19 protein-coding genes and 1 pseudogene are annotated in these 18,893 nt (G+C 58.8%); 12 read left to right on the plus strand and 8 right to left on the minus strand.

Annotated features, from left to right (window positions below; all coding sequences use genetic code 11):
- Positions 1-188 precede the first annotated feature (188 nt).
- Together rpmG and rpmB are read right to left on the minus strand one after the other, a co-directional pair.
- Positions 189-344: a 50S ribosomal protein L33 gene (gene rpmG, locus BVK86_RS13230; RefSeq protein ID WP_007894709.1), complete on the minus strand. Its 156-nt coding sequence runs from the start codon at positions 342-344 to the stop codon at positions 189-191.
- A gap of 11 nt (positions 345-355) precedes the next feature.
- Positions 356-589: a 50S ribosomal protein L28 gene (gene rpmB, locus BVK86_RS13235; RefSeq protein WP_034147715.1), complete on the minus strand. Its 234-nt coding sequence runs from the start codon at positions 587-589 to the stop codon at positions 356-358.
- A gap of 446 nt (positions 590-1,035) precedes the next feature.
- Between rpmB and BVK86_RS13240 the strand changes: the two genes are divergently transcribed.
- The gene (locus BVK86_RS13240) at positions 1,036-2,622 is read left to right on the plus strand and encodes an ABC transporter substrate-binding protein (protein ID WP_075946858.1); all 1,587 of its coding nucleotides are present in this window, start codon (positions 1,036-1,038) and stop codon (positions 2,620-2,622) included.
- Positions 2,623-2,688: 66 nt separating this feature from the next.
- Here BVK86_RS13240 and radC read toward each other — a convergent pair whose 3' ends face one another.
- Positions 2,689-3,363, minus strand: a complete 675-nt coding sequence (gene radC, locus BVK86_RS13245) for a RadC family protein (RefSeq protein WP_075946859.1) — start codon at positions 3,361-3,363, stop codon at positions 2,689-2,691.
- 135 nt (positions 3,364-3,498) lie between these two features.
- Here radC and coaBC point away from each other — a divergent pair, with 135 nt between their 5' ends.
- From coaBC to argB, 4 genes and pseudogenes are all read left to right on the plus strand, one after another.
- Positions 3,499-4,707, plus strand: coding sequence for a bifunctional phosphopantothenoylcysteine decarboxylase/phosphopantothenate--cysteine ligase CoaBC (gene coaBC / locus BVK86_RS13250; RefSeq protein ID WP_075946860.1), 1,209 nt, complete (start codon positions 3,499-3,501; stop codon positions 4,705-4,707).
- 5 nt (positions 4,708-4,712) lie between these two features.
- Positions 4,713-5,168 (plus strand): dUTP diphosphatase, encoded by a 456-nt coding sequence (gene dut / locus BVK86_RS13255; protein ID WP_075946861.1) that lies wholly within the window; start codon positions 4,713-4,715, stop codon positions 5,166-5,168.
- 230 nt (positions 5,169-5,398) lie between these two features.
- Positions 5,399-6,775, plus strand: a pseudogene (locus tag BVK86_RS13265) (phosphomannomutase/phosphoglucomutase); the annotation flags it as partial.
- Positions 6,776-6,792: 17 nt separating this feature from the next.
- On the plus strand, positions 6,793-7,698 hold the full coding sequence (gene argB / locus BVK86_RS13270) for an acetylglutamate kinase (RefSeq protein ID WP_008047078.1): 906 nt from the start codon (positions 6,793-6,795) through the stop codon (positions 7,696-7,698).
- Between the two features lie 238 nt (positions 7,699-7,936).
- Here argB and pyrE read toward each other — a convergent pair whose 3' ends face one another.
- Complete coding sequence (gene pyrE / locus BVK86_RS13275) at positions 7,937-8,581, minus strand: orotate phosphoribosyltransferase (RefSeq protein ID WP_075946864.1); 645 nt, start codon at positions 8,579-8,581, stop codon at positions 7,937-7,939.
- Between the two features lie 82 nt (positions 8,582-8,663).
- On the opposite strand from pyrE, the gene BVK86_RS13280 reads away from it, so the two are divergent.
- On the plus strand, positions 8,664-9,443 hold the full coding sequence (locus BVK86_RS13280; protein WP_053163881.1) for an exodeoxyribonuclease III: 780 nt from the start codon (positions 8,664-8,666) through the stop codon (positions 9,441-9,443).
- Positions 9,444-9,545: 102 nt separating this feature from the next.
- Here the strand turns inward: BVK86_RS13280 and gltS are convergent, their stop codons facing one another.
- The 3 genes from gltS to rph form a co-directional block, all read right to left on the minus strand.
- Complete coding sequence (gene gltS / locus BVK86_RS13285) at positions 9,546-10,754, minus strand: sodium/glutamate symporter (RefSeq protein ID WP_075946865.1); 1,209 nt, start codon at positions 10,752-10,754, stop codon at positions 9,546-9,548.
- A 324-nt stretch (positions 10,755-11,078) separates the two neighbouring features.
- The gene (locus tag BVK86_RS13290; RefSeq protein WP_075946866.1) at positions 11,079-11,447 is read right to left on the minus strand and encodes a DUF4870 domain-containing protein; all 369 of its coding nucleotides are present in this window, start codon (positions 11,445-11,447) and stop codon (positions 11,079-11,081) included.
- A 28-nt stretch (positions 11,448-11,475) separates the two neighbouring features.
- Positions 11,476-12,198, minus strand: coding sequence for a ribonuclease PH (rph, locus tag BVK86_RS13295; protein ID WP_047535109.1), 723 nt, complete (start codon positions 12,196-12,198; stop codon positions 11,476-11,478).
- Between the two features lie 267 nt (positions 12,199-12,465).
- On the opposite strand from rph, the gene BVK86_RS13300 reads away from it, so the two are divergent.
- From BVK86_RS13300 to BVK86_RS13325, 6 genes are all read left to right on the plus strand, one after another.
- Positions 12,466-13,329, plus strand: a complete 864-nt coding sequence (locus BVK86_RS13300) for a YicC/YloC family endoribonuclease (protein WP_075946867.1) — start codon at positions 12,466-12,468, stop codon at positions 13,327-13,329.
- Positions 13,330-13,340: 11 nt separating this feature from the next.
- Positions 13,341-13,961, plus strand: coding sequence for a guanylate kinase (gene gmk, locus BVK86_RS13305; protein WP_007975181.1), 621 nt, complete (start codon positions 13,341-13,343; stop codon positions 13,959-13,961).
- A 167-nt stretch (positions 13,962-14,128) separates the two neighbouring features.
- The gene (gene rpoZ, locus BVK86_RS13310; protein WP_003177259.1) at positions 14,129-14,392 is read left to right on the plus strand and encodes a DNA-directed RNA polymerase subunit omega; all 264 of its coding nucleotides are present in this window, start codon (positions 14,129-14,131) and stop codon (positions 14,390-14,392) included.
- A gap of 57 nt (positions 14,393-14,449) precedes the next feature.
- Entirely contained in the window at positions 14,450-16,555 is a 2,106-nt protein-coding gene (gene spoT, locus BVK86_RS13315; protein WP_075946868.1) for a bifunctional GTP diphosphokinase/guanosine-3',5'-bis pyrophosphate 3'-pyrophosphohydrolase, read from the plus strand.
- Between the two features lie 25 nt (positions 16,556-16,580).
- A complete protein-coding gene (locus tag BVK86_RS13320; RefSeq protein WP_003229509.1) occupies positions 16,581-16,961 on the plus strand; it encodes a RidA family protein in 381 nt (126 codons plus the stop codon).
- A 68-nt stretch (positions 16,962-17,029) separates the two neighbouring features.
- On the plus strand, positions 17,030-17,770 hold the full coding sequence (locus tag BVK86_RS13325) for a hypothetical protein (protein ID WP_075946869.1): 741 nt from the start codon (positions 17,030-17,032) through the stop codon (positions 17,768-17,770).
- 139 nt (positions 17,771-17,909) lie between these two features.
- Here the strand turns inward: BVK86_RS13325 and BVK86_RS13330 are convergent, their stop codons facing one another.
- A complete protein-coding gene (locus tag BVK86_RS13330; RefSeq protein ID WP_075946870.1) occupies positions 17,910-18,767 on the minus strand; it encodes an SDR family oxidoreductase in 858 nt (285 codons plus the stop codon).
- Between the last annotated feature and the right edge of the window lie 126 nt (positions 18,768-18,893).

Genomic DNA, 18,893 nt, shown 5'->3' on the forward strand with positions numbered 1-18,893 from the left:
TCGACCTGGTCGACAACCGATAATTTAAAAGTCAGTGTGTAATCACGCTGACTGCGCTTCGTGCCCGTATCCATTGCACCTTCCTGAAAAGAAGTCAGAAGGTGTAAACCTTATTCAGGACGGGACAAGGCAACAAAAAAGGCCCGTATCTCGCGATACGGGCCTTTTTCGTAAGAGGGAAAAATCAATTACTTGATTTTGCCTTCTTTGTAGATCACGTGCTTGCGAACAACCGGATCAAATTTCTTGATCTCGATTTTGTCCGGAGTAGTGCGCTTGTTCTTGTCGGTAGTGTAGAAATGACCAGTACCGGCGCTCGAAATCAAACGAATCAATTCACGCATGATTAGCTCCCTTAGATCTTGCCGGCTTTGCGGATTTCGGCCAGCACGGCAGTGATGCCACGCTTGTCGATGATACGCATGCCTTTGGCAGATACGCGCAGACGCACGAAACGTTTCTCTTCTTCAACCCAGAAGCGGTGATGCTGCAGGTTCGGCAGGAAACGACGACGGGTTTTGTTGTTTGCGTGGGAAATGTTATTCCCAGTCACCGGACCCTTACCGGTAACTTGACATACTCTAGACATGCCTCAGCCCTCTAAAACCACATGCCCAACCCGGCATGGGTTGGCCGCTTAATCTCTCAGTCATTTGGCGCCAGGCGCCGCGTTTCTTTAGAGGTCTTACCGGCTACACCTACAGTGAAGGAACCGGGCCCCTAGAAAAGAGCGCTGCTTTATACCAGAAAGACTGGAGAGCAACAACATTCGCTGTGCCTTGAATGGATAAAAACCCCACTTTTCGCGCGCCAGGCGCTTTGGATAAAGGCTATCGTCGATTCTGACCGCTCGTCGCAGAGAAACATCCGACACGCCAATCCCAGCGTTTTCTCAATCAAGGCTCACTCAAATCAGGCGCCTATAGTCCCCTCAAAATGAAAAAGGGGATAGTCATTTGCAATAGAGCCCACTAGGGTAGGCCTTTTCCAGACTGCACTTGCAGATGGGCCTTCGATCTGTAAAGGAATCCGACCATGCGCCTCGCTGCCCTACCGCTGTTGCTTGCCCCTCTGTTGCTGAGCCCACTGGCCGAGGCCGCCGCCCTGAGCGTCTGCACCGAGGCCAGCCCCGAAGGGTTCGACGTGGTGCAATACAATTCGCTGACCACCACCAACGCCTCGGCCGACGTGCTGATGAACCGCCTGGTGGATTTCGACACCGCCAGCGGCAAAGTGGTCGCCAGCCTCGCCGACAGCTGGGAAGTCAGCCCGGATGGCCTGGTCTACATCTTCAAATTGCACCCACAGGTGAAATTTCATCGCACCGAGTATTTCAGCCCGACCCGCGAACTCACCGCCGAGGACGTGAAGTTCAGCTTCGACCGCATGCTCGACCCGGCCAACCCGTGGCACAAAGTCGCCCAGAGCGGCTTCCCGCATGCGCAATCGATGCAACTGCCGGCACTGATCAAGAAAATCGACGCACTCGACCCGATGACCGTGCGTTTCACCCTCGACCACCCGGATTCGACGTTCCTGCCGACCCTGAGCATGGGCTTCGCCTCGATCTATTCGGCCGAATATGCCGACAAGCTGCTCAAGGCCGGGACCCCGGAAAAGCTCAACAACCAGCCAATCGGTACCGGCCCGTTTGTCTTCACCCGCTTCCAGAAAGACGCGTCTATCCGCTACAAGGCCAACGCGGACTATTTCCGTGGCAAGCCTTCGGTCGATCCGCTGATCTTCGCCATCACCCCGGACGCCAACGTGCGCTTGCAGAAACTGCGCCGCAACGAGTGTCAGATTGCCTTGTCGCCCAAGCCGCTGGATGTACAAGCCGCGCTGAAAGAGCCGACGCTTAAAGTGGAAAAGACGGACGCCTTCATGACCGCGTTCGTCGCCCTCAACAGCCAGCACCCGCCGCTGGACAAACCTGAAGTGCGCCAGGCGATCAACCTCGCCTTCGACAAGGCCAATTATGTCAAAGCCGTGTTCGAAGACACCGCCGAGCCCGCCAGCGGCCCGTACCCGCCCAACACCTGGAGTTACGCCAAGGCTCTGCCGGGCTATCCCCATGATGTCGAGAAAGCCAAGGCATTGATGGCCAAGGCCGGGCTCAAGGACGGTTTCCAGACAACCATCTGGACACGCCCCTCGGGCAGCCTGTTGAACCCTAATCCGAGCCTGGGCGCCCAGTTACTGCAATCCGATCTCGCGGAAATCGGCATTCAGGCCGAAATCCGGGTGATCGAATGGGGCGAGCTGATCCGCCGCGCCAAGGCCGGTGAGCATGACATCCTGTTCATGGGTTGGGCCGGTGACAACGGCGATCCGGACAACTTCCTCACGCCGCAGTTTTCCTGCGCGGCGGTCAAGTCCGGCACCAACTTCGCGCGCTACTGCAACCAGGACTTGGACAAGCTGATCAGCGCTGGCAAGACCACCGGCGAACAAGGTGTGCGCACCAAGCTCTACGAACAGGCGCAGACGCAGATCCAGCAACAGGCGCTGTGGCTGCCGCTGGCTCATCCGACCGCTTTCGCCCTGACTCGTAAAAACATCGAGGGCTACTCGGTCAGTCCGTTTGGCCGTCAGGATTACTCGAAGGTCAACCTCAAATAGCCCAACCCTACGCAAAACCTTGCAGGAGCCGGCTTGCTGGCTCCTGCAAGGTTCGCGTCAGTCTGCTCACATACAGCCATACTCGGCCATCGACAGCGGATCACCGTCACCGATGATGAAATGGTCGAGCACCCGCACATCAATCAATTCCAGCGCCTCTTGCAGGCGCTTGGTCAGTATTCGGTCGGCCTGACTGGGATCGGTGTTGCCCGATGGATGGTTGTGGCAAAGGATCAAGGCAGCGGCGTTGTTTGCCAGCGCACGCTTGACCACCTCCCGCGGATGCACGCTGGTGTTGTCGATGGAGCCACGAAACAGCGCTTCGAAGCTCAGTACCTGATGCCTGGAGTCCAGAAACAGGCAGCCAAACACTTCGTGCGGCTCGTGGCGCAACATCGATTTCAGGTATTCGCGAACGGCGTGCGGGCTTTCCAGTACCGGCTTTTGCCGCGCACGCTCGGACAAATGACGCCTGTTCATTTCCTGCGCTGCCTGCAACTGAGCGAATTTCGCGGGTCCAAGCCCCAGGTGCAGGCTGAACGTGACCAGATCGGCTTCGAGCAATGCGCGCAAACTGCCAAACTGGATCAGCAGATGCCGCGCCAGATCCACCGCGCTTTTGCCGGATACACCGGTTCTCAGAAAAATCGCCAGCAACTCGGCGTCTGAAAGACTCGCCGCACCCAGCGTCAGTAATCTCTCCCGCGGCCGCTCAGCCGCCGGCCAATCACGAATACTCATAGCACCTCCCTGTCTGTGGGCGCCGCTGTTCCGTAGCGGTCGCTGTGATATCGTAGCCCATCTTTTTTGCGGGCGAATTCACTCCTGGGGAGGGGGGTTCGCAACGCAGTCATCCTCGAATTGAAAGGCAGGCCTATGCAGCGGCTGTATCGGAAACGCATTGTTCTGGGCGTCGGCGGCGGCATTGCTGCCTACAAGAGCGCCGACCTGGTTCGCCGCCTGATGGACCAGGGCGCCGAAGTACGCGTGGTCATGACCCGCGGCGGTGCCGAATTCATTACCCCGCTGACCATGCAGGCCCTGTCCGGGCACCCTGTGCACCTGGACCTGCTGGACCCGGCGGCCGAAGCCGCGATGGGCCACATCGAACTGGCGAAATGGGCCGATCTGGTACTGATCGCGCCTGCCACCGCGGACTTGATCGCGCGTCTGGCCCAAGGCATCGCCGATGACCTGCTGACCACGCTGGTACTGGCCACAGACGCCGCTGTCGCCGTTGCCCCGGCAATGAACCAGGCCATGTGGCGCGACCCTGCGACCCAGGCCAATTTGCAGACCCTCGAAAGCCGTGAAATCAAAGTTTTCGGCCCGGCCTCCGGCAGCCAGGCCTGCGGCGACGTGGGCCTTGGGCGCATGCTCGAAGCCACCGACCTCGCGCAACTCGCCGCCGACTGCTTCCAGCGTCAGGCGCTGACCGGCAAACACGTGGTGATTACCGCAGGCCCAACCCAGGAAAACATCGACCCGGTGCGCTACATCACCAACCACAGCTCCGGCAAAATGGGCTTCGCCCTGGCCGAAGCCGCGGTAGAAGCCGGTGCCCGAGTCACCCTGATCAGTGGCCCCGTGCACCTGCCGACGCCGGATCGGGTCACGCGCATCGATGTGGTCAGCGCCCGCGACATGCTCGCCGCGTGTGAAGCCGCGATTCCGTGCGACATTTTCATTGCCTCGGCTGCGGTTGCGGATTACCGCCCGGAAGTAGTGGCCCCACAAAAACTCAAGAAAGACCCTACAAGCGGCGACGGCTTTGTCCTGCAAATGGTCCGCAATCCGGACATTCTGGCCAGCATCGCTACACGCCCTGACCGTCCATTCAGTGTCGGTTTCGCCGCTGAAACCGAACATCTGCTCGATTACGCTGCCCGCAAGCTGAAAGACAAGAATCTCGATTTGATCGTCGCCAACGACGTCGCGAACCCGAGCATCGGCTTCAACAGCGAAGAAAACGCCTGCAGCGTGATCGACCGTGAGCTTCACGCCACACTTTTCGCCCAGACCAGCAAGAGCAAGATTGCTCGCCAGCTGATCACTTTTATCGCCGAACGTCTGAACCAGGTTTAATTTACATGCACGCTTTGCAAGCCAAGATCCTCGACCCTCGCATCGGTACCGAATTCCCGCTGCCGCAATACGCCACGCCAGGCTCCGCCGGCCTCGACCTGCGCGCCATGCTGGAACAGGACATCGTGATCAAGCCGGGGGAAACCGTGCTGATCCCCACCGGCCTGTCGGTCTACATCGGCGACCCGAACCTTGCCGCGCTGATCCTGCCGCGCTCGGGCATGGGCCATAAGCACGGCATCGTGCTGGGCAACCTGGTGGGCCTGATCGACTCCGATTACCAGGGTCCGCTGATGGTTTCCTGCTGGAACCGTGGCCAGACCGAATTCACCATGCCGGTCGGCGAACGTCTGGCGCAACTGGTGCTGGTGCCTGTGGTTCAGGCGCATTTCGAAATGGTTGAAGAGTTTGTGGAAACCGAGCGCGGCACGGGCGGTTTCGGCCATACCGGTACCCGATGATCCGATAGAGATGCAATGTGGCGAGGGAGCTTGCTCCCTCGCCACAAAATCGAGGTATTGGCCGGTCGAAAAGCCGCTGACATTGCCGGCATGGCCCTTTCACACCACGAACTCTCTGTGGAAAACGCCGTCATACCCTTCAGTTTGAACCTGTCGCCAAATATTTCGGTGACCTGTCCAGCCACCTTTGAGATGGAGCATTTCCACAGATGAACACCCCGGCCAAAGTCGCCCCCAAGTTTCCCGACAGCATTTTCCGCGCCTATGACATTCGCGGCACCGTCCCGGAATTTTTGAACGCCGAAACGGCTTACTGGCTCGGTCGCGCCATCGGTGCCCAGACATTGGCTCAGAATGAGCCGAACATTTCCGTTGGCCGCGACGGTCGCCTGTCCGGCCCGGAGCTGGTTGAACAATTGATTCAAGGCCTGGCCGACAGTGGCTGCCACGTCAGCGATGTCGGCCTGGTACCGACCCCTGCGCTGTATTACGCCGCCAACGTACTGGCCGGCAAATCCGGCGTGATGCTGACCGGCAGCCACAACCCGTCGAACTACAACGGATTCAAAATCGTGATCGCCGGCGACACCCTGGCCAACGAACAGATCCAGGCCCTGCACGACCGCCTCAAGACCAACAACCTGAGCAGCGGCCAGGGCAGCATCACCAAAGTCGAGATCCTCGACCGCTACAGCACCGAAATCGTCCAGGACATCAAGCTGGACCGACGTTTGAAAGTGGTCGTGGACTGCGGCAACGGTGCGGCCGGCGTCATCGCCCCGCAACTGATCGAAGCGCTGAACTGCGAAGTGATCCCGCTGTTCTGCGAAGTCGACGGCAACTTCCCGAACCACCACCCGGATCCGGGCAAGCCTGAAAACCTCATCGATCTGATCGCCAAGGTCAAGGAAACCAACGCCGACATCGGCCTGGCCTTCGACGGCGACGGCGACCGCGTGGGCGTTGTGACCAACACCGGCAGCATCGTCTTCCCGGACCGTCTGCTGATGCTGTTCGCCCGCGACGTCGTGGCGCGCAACCCGAATGCTGAAATCATCTTCGACGTCAAATGCACGCGCCGCCTGATCCCGCTGATCAAGGAATACGGTGGTCGTCCGCTAATGTGGAAGACGGGTCATTCGTTGATCAAAAAGAAGATGAAACAATCCGGCGCCCTGTTGGCCGGCGAAATGAGCGGGCACATCTTCTTCAAGGAGCGCTGGTTCGGTTTCGACGACGGTATTTACAGCGCCGCGCGGTTGCTGGAGATCCTCAGCAAGGAAGAATCCTCGGCCGAAGAACTGTTTGCGACCTTCCCGAACGATATTTCTACGCCGGAAATCAATATCCATGTGACCGAAGAGAGCAAATTCAGCATCATTGATGCATTGCACGACGCGCAGTGGGGCGAAGGCGCTGACCTGACCACCATCGACGGCGTGCGAGTCGACTATGCCAAAGGCTGGGGCCTGGTTCGCGCCTCCAACACCACACCGGTGCTGGTCCTGCGTTTCGAGGCCGATGACGAGGCAGAACTGTCGCGCATCAAGGACGTTTTCCACGTCCAGTTGAAGCGTGTTGCACCTGATCTCCAACTACCGTTCTGATTCACCCGGAGCCCTGAATGACCCTCGAACGCGAAGCCGCCGCCAACACCGCCAAGGTCCTGTCCGAAGCGCTGCCTTACATTCGCCGCTATGTCGGCAAGACGCTGGTGATCAAATACGGCGGCAACGCGATGGAAAGCGAGGAGCTGAAAACCGGCTTCGCCCGCGACATCGTGCTGATGAAAGCCGTGGGCATCAACCCGGTGGTCGTTCACGGCGGTGGCCCGCAAATCGGTGACTTGCTCAAACGCCTGTCGATCGAGAGCCATTTCGTCGACGGCATGCGCGTGACCGACGCCGCGACCATGGACGTGGTGGAAATGGTCCTCGGTGGCCAGGTCAACAAGGACATCGTTAACCTGATCAACCGCCATGGCGGCAGCGCCATCGGCCTGACCGGTAAGGACGCCGAGCTGATTCGCGCGAAGAAGCTCACCGTCACCCGCCAGACGCCAGAGATGACCACACCGGAAATCATCGACATCGGGCACGTAGGCGAAGTCGTCGGCATCAACACCGACTTGCTGAACCTGCTGGTCAAAGGCGATTTCATCCCGGTGATCGCGCCAATCGGTGTCGGCGCCAACGGTGAGTCGTACAACATCAACGCTGACCTGGTGGCCGGTAAAGTCGCCGAAGCGTTGAAGGCCGAGAAGCTGATGCTGCTGACCAACATTGCCGGCCTGATGGACAAGTCGGGCACGGTCCTGACCGGCCTGACAACCCAGCAAGTCGACGATCTGATCGCCGACGGCACCATTTACGGCGGCATGCTGCCGAAGATCCGTTGCGCGCTGGAGGCCGTTCAGGGTGGCGTGGGCAGCTCGCTGATCATCGACGGTCGCGTTCCGAATGCGATCCTGCTGGAAATCTTCACCGATACCGGTGTGGGCACCTTGATCAGCAATCGCAAGCGTCCTTAAGCGATAGCACATGTAAAAAGACCCCGCTCAGCCTGGCTGAGCGGGGTCTTTTTTGCCTGCGACTCTTGTAAACAACTGCCTTTCCTGGCGAGGGAGCTTGCTTCCGTTGGGTGGCGAAGCCACCCCGGAACGTTGCGGCCCAACGGATAAACCGAGTTGAAGTGTCTCGGGAGCGCTACGCACGCCAGGGCGAGCAAACTCCCTCGCCACGAAAGCTGCCCTCACACAGGGATTGCCCTCAAACGCCGAACTGGGCGCGGTAGGCTTCCACGGCTGGCAAGTGCTGCTTGAGCTGCGGATCGTCGGCCAGGAACTCCAGCACCTGGTTCAGCGAAACGATGCTGATCACCGGGATACCGAAATCACGCTCCACTTCCTGGATCGCTGACAATTCACCGTTGCCACGCTCCTGACGGTTCAGGGCGATCAACACGCCGGCGGCCTTGGCGCCGTCCTGGGAGGCGATGATCTGCATCACTTCACGGATCGCGGTGCCAGCGGTGATCACGTCGTCGATGATCAGCACGTTGCCGGTCAACGGTGCGCCGACCAGACTGCCGCCTTCGCCGTGGGCCTTGGCTTCCTTGCGGTTGAAACACCATGGCAGGTCACGGTTGTGATGCTCGGCCAATGCCACGGCAGTGGTTGCCGCCAAAGGAATGCCTTTGTAGGCCGGACCGAACAGAACGTCGAAAGAAATCCCGCTTTCGGCAATGGCAGCGGCGTAGAAACGACCCAGCTGCGCCAGGGCGGAACCCGAGTTGAACAGGCCCGCATTGAAGAAGTAAGGACTGGTGCGCCCGGACTTCAGGGTGAACTCACCGAAGCGCAAAACGCCGCGATCGATGGCAAAACGAATGAAATCGCGCTGATACGCTTGCATGAAAAAAACCCCAAATACCACGGATTTAGCTAATTAGCTTGACGCCGTGTATCATACACGCACGCGATTTTTGGGGCCATTTATGCGGATCATCAGTGTGAACGTCAATGGTATTCAGGCTGCAGTCGAGCGAGGTTTGCTCAGTTGGCTGCAGGCACAGAATGCCGACGTCATCTGCCTGCAGGACACCCGTGCCTCCGCCTTTGAACTGGACGATCCAGCCTTCCAACTGGATGGATACTTCCTTTATGCCTGCGACGCCGAAGTTCCCGCCCAAGGCGGCGTGGCTTTGTACTCGCGGTTGCAACCGAAGGCTGTCATCAGCGGTCTCGGCTTCGAGACGGCCGACCGCTACGGGCGCTACCTGCAAGCAGATTTCGACAAAGTCAGTATTGCAACCCTGTTGCTGCCTTCCGGAATGAACGGCGATGAGGACTTGAACCAGAAGTTCAAGCTCATGGATGACTTCGCCAAGTACCTGGACAAGCAACGGCGCAAACGCCGCGAGTACATTTATTGTGGCTCGCTGTACGTGGCGCAACAGAAGCTGGACATCAAGAACTGGCGCGACAGCCAGCAATCCCCGGGCTTCCTGGCGCCAGAACGCGCCTGGATGGACGAGATTGTCGGCAACATGGGTTATGTAGATGCCCTGCGCGAAGTCAGCCGTGAAGGCGATCAGTACAGCTGGTGGCCGGATAACGAGCAGGCCGAGATGCTCAACCTCGGCTGGCGCTTCGACTACCAGCTGCTGACCCCGGGCTTGCGCCGCTTTGTACGCAGCGCACGCCTGCCACGTCAGCCGCGGTTCTCGCAGCATGCGCCGCTGATCGTGGACTACGATTGGACGCTGACAATCTAAAAGCTTGTCGCTGATAGAGAAGTTCGACGTGGTTCGAATATAAAAAATGCCCGTATCGGTAGATACGGGCATTTTTTTGAGCTGGATTAACTGAGCTGAACTTTAAGCCGCACCGAAAAACGGCAGCGCCAAATACAACTTGATGACAATGACATTAACAATGTCGATGAAAAACGCTCCCACCATTGGCACTACCAGGAACGCAATCTGCGAAGGTCCGTAGCGCTGTGTCACCGCTTGCATGTTGGCGATGGCCGTTGGCGTGGCTCCCAATCCAAAGCCGCAATGTCCCGCTGCCAGCACTGCCGCGTCGTAGTTACTGCCCATGATTCTAAATGTCACGAATATCGCAAACAGAGCCATGACCAGCGTTTGCGCGGCCAGAATGATGAAGATCGGCAAAGCCAGCGCCGCCAGATCCCACAACTTGAGCGACATCAGCGCGATCGCCAAAAACAGCGACAAACTGACATTGCCCAATACAGAGACTTCGCGCTCAAACACCTGATACAAGCCAAACGCAGAAAGTCCGTTGCGCAAGATCACACCCACGAACAATACACATACAAACGTCGGTAACTCAAATGCGGTTTCGCGGAGCATGCCATTGAGGAGATTGCCCGCCAACAAACTCACGGCGATGAGTGCAAGTGTCTCGATAAATGAAAATGGCGTGATCGAACGCTCTTTGTTCGGCTGCTCAAAACCCTTTGGCATCCGCGGCTTTTCCTGTCCATTGCAGCCAGGCACCTGCGTACGCTTGATGAGCAGGCGAGCAACCGGCCCACCGATCAAACCACCCAGCACCAGTCCAAATGTCGCAGAGGCCATGGCGAGCTCCGAGGCGGAAGCCAGACCGTACTTTTCACTGAAGGTCGCGCCCCACGCAGCACCTGTGCCGTGGCCACCCGCCAACGTCACCGAGCCCGTCAGCAAGCCCATCAGCGGATCAAGGCCCAACGCCGTCGCGAGCCCGATACCCATGGCGTTCTGCACCACCAGCAGCCCGGTCACCGCCAACAGGAAAATCCCCACTACGCGTCCGCCTTTCTTCAGGCTGGCGAAGTCTGCACTTAAGCCAATGGTGGCGAAAAACGCCAACATCAATGGAGTTTGTAGAGAGGTATCAAATCGGACTTCCATATCGAGCAATCTCAATATCAAAAGAACCAAGGCAACCAACAGGCCGCCCGCTACAGGTTCAGGGATATTGTAAGCGCGTAAAAATCCGACACGTGTGACAAGTCCGCGACCTAATAAAAGCACCAAGGAAGCGGCGACAAGTGTTCCGTAAAAATCAAGCTGAATCATTGGTCATTCTTGGATATTCATTCAGGGGCGAACTGTTTACCTGGACACGCCTCATGAACAGGTTGAATGTTCTCAACGCTGGTTATGGTTACTTTCAGAGTCCATCAATGGACTGAATATATCGAAATATTTCTGATAAATATTACTTGGAGCAACTTTAACAATCGACAAGTCCCGTTGCCAAGGATATGGACAGGCCTAGGGCTTTACAGTTGTGACCAAAGGTGTAAAGAAGTAAGTGCAAGTTACTACAGAAATTATTTGATAATAAAAATACAAATGCCCCGACAAGCGGGGCATTTTATTCAGCAGAAGTGTACTGACTTACTTGATCAATCGCCACGTGAACGGATAACGGTACGGGAAGCCTTCGTTAGCCTTCACGCCGGCAATAATCGTCAGCACCAATGCCCCTATTGCCACCAGACCAAACAGGAAGAAGCCGACAATCACCACCATCAGCAGCAAGCAAATGGTGGAAGCAATGGCGACAGTGATCTGGAAGTTCAGCGCTTCCTTGCCTTGCGCATCGACGAACGGATCCATCTCACGCTTCATCTGCCAGAGAATCAACGGGCCGATCAGGGTGCCGAACGGGATCCAGATCCCGAGCAAGGCGGACAAGTGACAAAACATGGCCCATTGGCGAACCTCACGGCTCGGCGTGGGAAGTGGCAGCTGCTCATCACTCATAACGTCCTCCTTGCGTGGAACAATCCGGTCAGTCAGCCAGCGCAGCCTTTTGCAGATCGAAGATTTCGTTCATGCCTTTCTTGGCCAATTCCAGCATGGCGTTCAGCTCTTCAGGCTGGAACGGGGCGCCTTCGGCGGTGCCCTGGACTTCGATGAAACCGCCCGTGCTGGTCATCACCACGTTCAGGTCGGTCTCGGCTGCCGAATCTTCCAGATAATCAAGATCGAGTACCGGCTCGCCCTGGTACATGCCCACCGACACAGCGCCGATCATTTGCTTGAGCGGGTCGCCGCCTTTCAGGCCGCCGCGCTTCTTGATCACTTTCAAGGCGTCGACCAGGGCAACCATGGCGCCGGTGATGGACGCAGTACGGGTGCCGCCGTCGGCCTGGATCACGTCGCAGTCGACGTACAGGGTGACGTCGCCCAGCTTGGACATGTCCAGCGCAGCGCGCAGGGAGCGGCCGATCAGGCGCTGGATTTCCAGGGTGCGGCCGCCTTGCTTGCCGCGGCTCGCTTCACGCTGGTTACGCTCACCGGTGGCACGCGGCAGCATGCCGTACTCGGCGGTCAACCAACCCTGGCCCTGGCCTTTGAGGAAACGCGGCACGCCGTTTTCAACGCTGACGGTGCAGATGACTTTGGTATCACCGAACTCGACCAGTACAGATCCCTCGGCGTGTTTGGTGTAGTTGCGGGTAATGCGGATCGAGCGAAGCTGATCGGCAGCGCGACCACTTGGACGTTTCATAAGGGATACCTGTACGGGGACGGAAAACTGCGGAGCATTATAGAGCTGCAAGCCACGCCTGGGCACTTCTAAAAAAATCCGCGGACGAGCGAAGGCTCTGAACGGCCCGTGCCCGACGACCTGCAGCCGTTTGTCACTCCGTGTGTTTGGGCGCATTGGCGCCACTGCGCTACAATCCTGCGCCTTTGCTGCCAGTCGGCTTTAATTCATTGATATCGGATTGCCGGAATGCCAGTTCCGCGCCGATTTGCATTGCGAGGTACCTCCATGGTGCACAGCATGACCGCCTTCGCCCGCGTCGAAAGCGCCGGCGTCCAGGGCACCCTGAGCTGGGAATTGCGCTCGGTCAACAGCCGCTACCTGGAACCCCACCTGCGCCTGCCGGAGTCCTTTCGCGACCTCGAAGGCGCCGTCCGTGAAGCCCTGCGTCAAGGTGTATCCCGGGGCAAACTCGAATGCACCCTGCGCTTCACCGAAGAAAATACCGGCAAACCATTGCAGGTTGATCAGGCGCGCGCAGCGCAGCTGGTCGCCGCCGCCGAGACCATTGCCGGCCTGATCAAGAATCCGGCCGCGCTGAATCCGCTGGAAGTCCTGGCCTGGCCCGGCGTGCTGGTGGGTGATGCCACCGACCCGCAAGCCTTGAATGCCGAGGCGCTGGCGCTGTTCAATCAGGGCCTCAAAGAGCTGAAGGCCGGCCGCGAGCGCGAAGGCGCGGAGCTGGCACGGCTGATCAACGAACGCCTGACATCCATTGAGGAAGACGTGGTGACCTTGCGCGAGCTGGTTCCGCAGATGCTCGCCGCCCAGCGCCAGAAAGTGCTCGACCGTTTCGCCGACATGAAGGCCGACATGGACCCGCAGCGCCTGGAGCAGGAAATGGTCATGCTCGCGCAAAAAAGCGACGTCGCCGAAGAACTGGATCGCCTGAGCACTCACATTATTGAAGTTCGCCGTGTACTCAAGTCCGGCGGCGCTGCCGGGCGGCGCCTGGACTTCCTGATGCAGGAGCTCAACCGCGAAGCCAATACACTGGGCTCCAAAGCCTTCGACCCGCGTAGCACCCAGGCTGCGGTCAACCTCAAGGTGTTGATCGAGCAGATGCGCGAACAAGTGCAGAATATTGAGTAAGGCAACCCTACATGACCCACAGCACCGGCACCCTGTACATCATTTCCGCCCCATCGGGCGCGGGCAAAAGCAGCCTGGTCAAGGCCCTGACCGACGCCGATCCGGAGATCCGCGTATCGGTCTCCCACACCACCCGTGCCATGCGCCCCGGTGAAGTGAACGGCGTGAACTATCACTTCGTCGACCGCAGCGAGTTCGTGAAGATGATCGAGCACGGCGATTTCCTCGAGCGCGCCGAAGTGTTCGGCAACCTCTACGGCACTTCGCAGAGCCACTTGCAGCAGACCCTGGATGAAGGTCACGACCTGATTCTGGAGATCGACTGGCAGGGCGCCGAGCAAGTGCGCAAGCTGATGCCCCAGGCCCGCTCGATCTTCATTCTGCCGCCATCATTGCAGGCCCTGCACCAGCGCCTGACCAATCGCGGCCAGGACAGCGACGAAATCATCGATGGCCGGATGCGCGAAGCCGTCAGCGAGATGAGCCACTATGTCGACTACGACTACCTGATCATCAACGACGATTTCGCCCACGCGCTACACGACCTGAAGGCGATTTTCCGCGCCAATCAGCTGATTCAGAAACGCCAGCAGCAGCGTCACGGCAAATTGCTGGCTGAATTGCTCGGCTAAAGAGCACTTCCCAAAACCGCTGCAAGGGCTTTACATTGGTACTTGCAGCGCGTTGAAGGGCTTGGTCAAAAAATCAGCGCTTCCCTAAACGCTGGTGATTTTTTAAACTGTTGAGTCCGCTCGCCCAACCGGGCAGCGCGCATATTGCATTCGCTCCGAGGAATACCATGGCCCGCGTAACCGTTGAAGACTGCCTAGAACACGTGGAAAACCGCTTTGAGCTGGTCATGCTCTCTACCAAGCGTGCCCGTCAACTGGCCACCGGCGGCAAAGAGCCCCTGGTTCAGTGGGAAAACGACAAGCCTACCGTTGTCGCCCTGCGTGAAATCGCTGAAGGCCTGATGAGCTACGAGTTCATCGCCAACGCTGAAATCGTCGAAGACGAACCGCTGTTCGCAGCGTTCGAGGACGAGTCCAACGAGGCCGTCTAAGCCTATGCCTGGTCGACGTAGCACGGCGCAGGGTCACAGCCTGCGGCAGGATTTATCATGCCGAGCATAGACGCTCTCGCCGATCGCTTATCGACCTACCTCGGCAATGACCAGGTCAACCTGGTCCGCCGAGCGTATTTCTACGCCGAACAAGCCCACGACGGCCAACGCCGCCGTAGCGGTGAGGCGTATGTCACGCATCCTCTTGCCGTGGCCAATATTCTTGCCGACATGCACATGGACCATCAGAGCCTGATGGCCGCCATGCTGCATGACGTGATCGAAGACACCGGTATCGCCAAGGAAGCGTTGCAAGCGCAGTTCGGCGAAACCGTGGCCGAACTGGTCGATGGGGTCAGCAAACTGACCCAGATGAACTTCGAGACCAAGGCCGAAGCCCAGGCCGAAAACTTCCAGAAAATGGCCATGGCCATGGCGCGGGACATTCGGGTAATCCTGGTCAAGCTGGCCGACCGCCTGCACAACATGCGCACGCTGGAAGTGCTGTCCGGCGAGAAACGCCGGCGCATCGCCAAGGAAACCCTGGAAATCTATGCCCCCATCGCCAATCGGCTGGGCATGCACGCCATCCGCATAGAGTTCGAAGACCTCGGCTTCAAAGCCATGCACCCGATGCGTTCCGCGCGGATCTACCAGGCCGTCAAACGCGCCCGGGGCAACCGCAAGGAAATCGTTAACAAGATCGAGGAATCCCTCAGCCACTGCCTGGCCATCGATGGCATTCAGGGCGAGGTCAGCGGCCGCCAGAAACACCTCTACGGCATCTACAAGAAAATGCGCGGCAAGCGTCGGGCCTTCAACGAGATCATGGACGTTTACGCGTTCCGGATCATCGTCGACAAGGTCGATACCTGCTACCGCGTGCTAGGCGCTGTACATAATTTGTACAAACCGTTGCCTGGGCGCTTCAAGGATTACATTGCGATCCCCAAGGCCAACGGCTATCAGTCGCTGCACACCACCCTGTTCGGCATGCACGGTGTTCCGATCGAGATTCAGATCCGCACCCGTGAAATGGAAGAAATGGCCAACAACGGCATCGCCGCCCATTGGCTGTACAAATCCAGCGGCGACGAGCAGCCCAAAGGCACTCATGCCCGCGCCCGCCAGTGGGTCAAAGGCGTGCTGGAAATGCAGCAACGTGCCGGCAACTCGCTGGAATTCATTGAAAGCGTGAAGATCGACCTGTTCCCGGACGAGGTCTACGTGTTCACGCCTAAAGGCCGCATCATGGAGCTGCCCAAAGGCTCCACGGCGGTCGACTTTGCTTATGCGGTGCACACCGACGTCGGCAACAGCTGCATCGCTTGCCGGATCAATCGCCGTCTCGCGCCCCTGTCCGAACCGCTGCAAAGCGGCTCCACGGTCGAGATCGTCAGCGCTCCCGGCGCCCGGCCGAACCCGGCGTGGCTCAATTTCGTGGTTACCGGCAAGGCGCGTACGCACATCCGCCACGCGCTGAAGCTGCAACGTCGCTCCGAATCCATCAGCCTGGGCGAACGCCTGCTGAACAAGGTCCTCAACGGTTTCGACAGTTCGCTGGAGAAAATCCCGGCCGAGCGGGTCAAGGCGATGCTGGTCGAGTACCGTCTCGAACTGATCGAAGACTTGCTGGAAGACATTGGCCTGGGCAATCGCATGGCCTATGTCGTCGCCCGCCGACTGCTGGGCGAAGGCGAACAGTTGCCAAGCCCGGAAGGTCCGCTGGCGATTCGCGGTACCGAAGGCCTCGTGCTCAGCTACGCCAAGTGCTGCACGCCGATCCCGGGCGACCCGATCGTCGGCCACCTGTCCGCAGGCAAAGGCATGGTCGTGCACCTGGACAACTGCCGCAACATCAGCGAAATCCGCCATAACCCGGAAAAATGCATCCAGCTCTCATGGGCCAAGGATGTCACCGGCGAATTCAACGTCGAGCTGCGCGTCGAGCTGGAACACCAGCGCGGCCTGATCGCCCTGCTGGCCAGTAGCGTCAACGCGGCCGACGGCAATATCGAGAAAATCAGCATGGACGAACGCGATGGTCGCATCAGCGTGGTCCAGTTGGTGGTCAGCGTGCACGACCGCGTGCACCTGGCCCGTGTGATCAAGAAACTGCGCGCCCTCACCGGGGTCATTCGCATTACCCGCATGCGCGCCTAAGCCAGCCCCTTACAAGGAGTCATCAATGACCAAGACTGTTATCACCAGCGACAAGGCCCCGGCCGCCATCGGTACTTACTCCCAGGCGATCAAGGCTGGCAATACCGTTTACATGTCGGGTCAGATTCCTCTGGACCCAAAAACCATGGAGCTGGTTGAAGGCTTCGAAGCCCAGACCGTCCAGGTGTTCGAGAACCTCAAGGCCGTGGCTGAAGCTGCTGGCGGCTCGTTCAAGGACATCGTCAAGCTGAACATCTTCCTCACCGACCTGAGCCACTTCGCCAAGGTCAACGAGATCATGGGCAAATACTTCGACCAGCCTTACCCGGCTCGCGCCGCCATCGGCGTAGCAGCCCTGCCAAAGGGTTCGCAGGTTGAAATGGATGCCATCCTGGTCATCGAGTAATGCGTGCGGCGCAGCCTCGGGCTGCGCCAATTGCTCTGCTGTAAAGAAAGCTTGAAAGGATTCCACCCATGCGCAAAGCGCTTGCTCTCTCGCTGCTCGCCCTGTTCCTGGGCGGATGTGCCAGCGACCCTGCCGACCGTGATATCAGCGGCACCTGGATCAACCAGGTGGCGATTGACGCTGCATCTAAAGGTGTTCCCCTGCGCGAAGCGCTCCAGGCCTATGGCCCGAACCTGGAATGGGACGTCAACACCAAGGCCGGTCAGGCCCGCTACACCAATGGTTTTGAAAATGTCGACGGCAAGCTGCTAGGCGAAGAGTCCGGCGCCTGGAAAGTCGACTTTTATGGCAGCTCCGGCAGCGAGCTCAAGCGCGACGGCAAACAGTTGAGCCAGACCGCGACTGAAAATGAATCGGCCCAAGTCTTTGACCGCGCCTTGATTCCGGTTCCGGATGGCGCACCGATCGGCGCCAGCTTCGAACGCGCACTGTATTCGGCCTACATGGGCGGCAGCTGGAAAGTCGTCAGCGGCCCCGGCGAAGGCAATACCGTGCAGTTTCAGGCTGACGGCCAGGTGACCGGTTTGCCAGGCAGCGACCGCTATGCCCTGTGCCTGGCAGGTGATTGCGCCTCGATGAGTGGCGGCAACGACAATATGTGGCTGCAACTGAACGGACAAGGAAACGCCTGGATCTTTGCCCGCAAAGGCAAAGAGCTGGAAATCTTCCAGACGGTGAACACCGCTCAAGCGGACGAAATGCCGCAGTTCACGCCGGGCGATCGCAAGTGGTTGCTCGAAAAACAGTAACCCGGATCTGCTTCAAGGAAGATCCCCATGTGGGAGTGAGCCTGCTCGCGAAAGCGGTGTAACAGTCGACAGATAAGTTGAATGTTGCGACCTCTTCGCGAGCAGGCTCGCTCCCACAGTTGTTATGCGTTCCCGGAGGTCAGCTGTTCCCGTCGATGATCGCGGCATAACCTTCGCGGAAACTCGGATACTTCGGCGTCCAGCCCAGGGCTTTCGCCCGCGCATTGCTGCAGCGCTTGCTGCCCGTGCGCCGCACGCTGGCGTCATCGGCCCAATCGGTCACGCCCAGATACTCGCGCAACCAACCCACTACCTCCGCCAACGGCGCTGGCGCGTCATCGACGCCGATGTAGACATCATCGAGTTTTACCCCGCGTCGATCCGCCTCAAGCAGGCACGCCATCAGCCCTGCAGCATCGTCGGCATGGATCCGGTTGCCATAGAGCGGAGGATCGACCGCCACGCGATACCCGCGACGCACCTGGGTCAGCAACCATTCACGGCCCGGCCCGTAAATACCGGTCAGCCGTACAATGCTGGCGGGAATGCCGCTGTTGAGGGCGATTTGTTCAGCTTCCAGCATGACGCGTCCCGAGTAGCCGGACGCCAGAGTCGGCGAAGCCTCGTCGACCCACTCGCCTCCTTGCTGGCCATAAACACTGCTGCTGGACACGAACAAAATGCGATTGGGCACCTGTCCATAGTCGCCCAGCCACTCCAGGACATGCTGCAAGCCCTCGATATAAGCGGCGCGGTAGCCGGCTTCGTCGTGATCGGTGGCGGCTGCGCAATATACCAGATAATCCACGGCACCGATTGGCCAGGTCTGTGGGCAGTCTTTCTTGAACAGATCGCCGGCAACGCCGATCACGCCATCGGGCAAACGTGAAACGTCGCGCCGCAAGCCGTGAACCTCCCACCCGCCAGCCAACAACTGCGTGGCCAGACGACTGCCGACATCACCGCAACCGGCGATTAATACAGAAGGCGCGGACATCAGAAAACTCCCCTTGGAAACGGACAGACTAGCCCCGGCAATGGACGAGCGGCTAGCAATGAAGGAAAAAAAGATACTCTATTACTTTTGTTAACAAGAATTACTTGCAATAATGCACCCCACTTT

The sequence above is a fragment of the Pseudomonas reinekei genome (genome assembly GCF_001945365.1).
Taxonomy (GTDB): domain Bacteria; phylum Pseudomonadota; class Gammaproteobacteria; order Pseudomonadales; family Pseudomonadaceae; genus Aquipseudomonas; species Aquipseudomonas reinekei.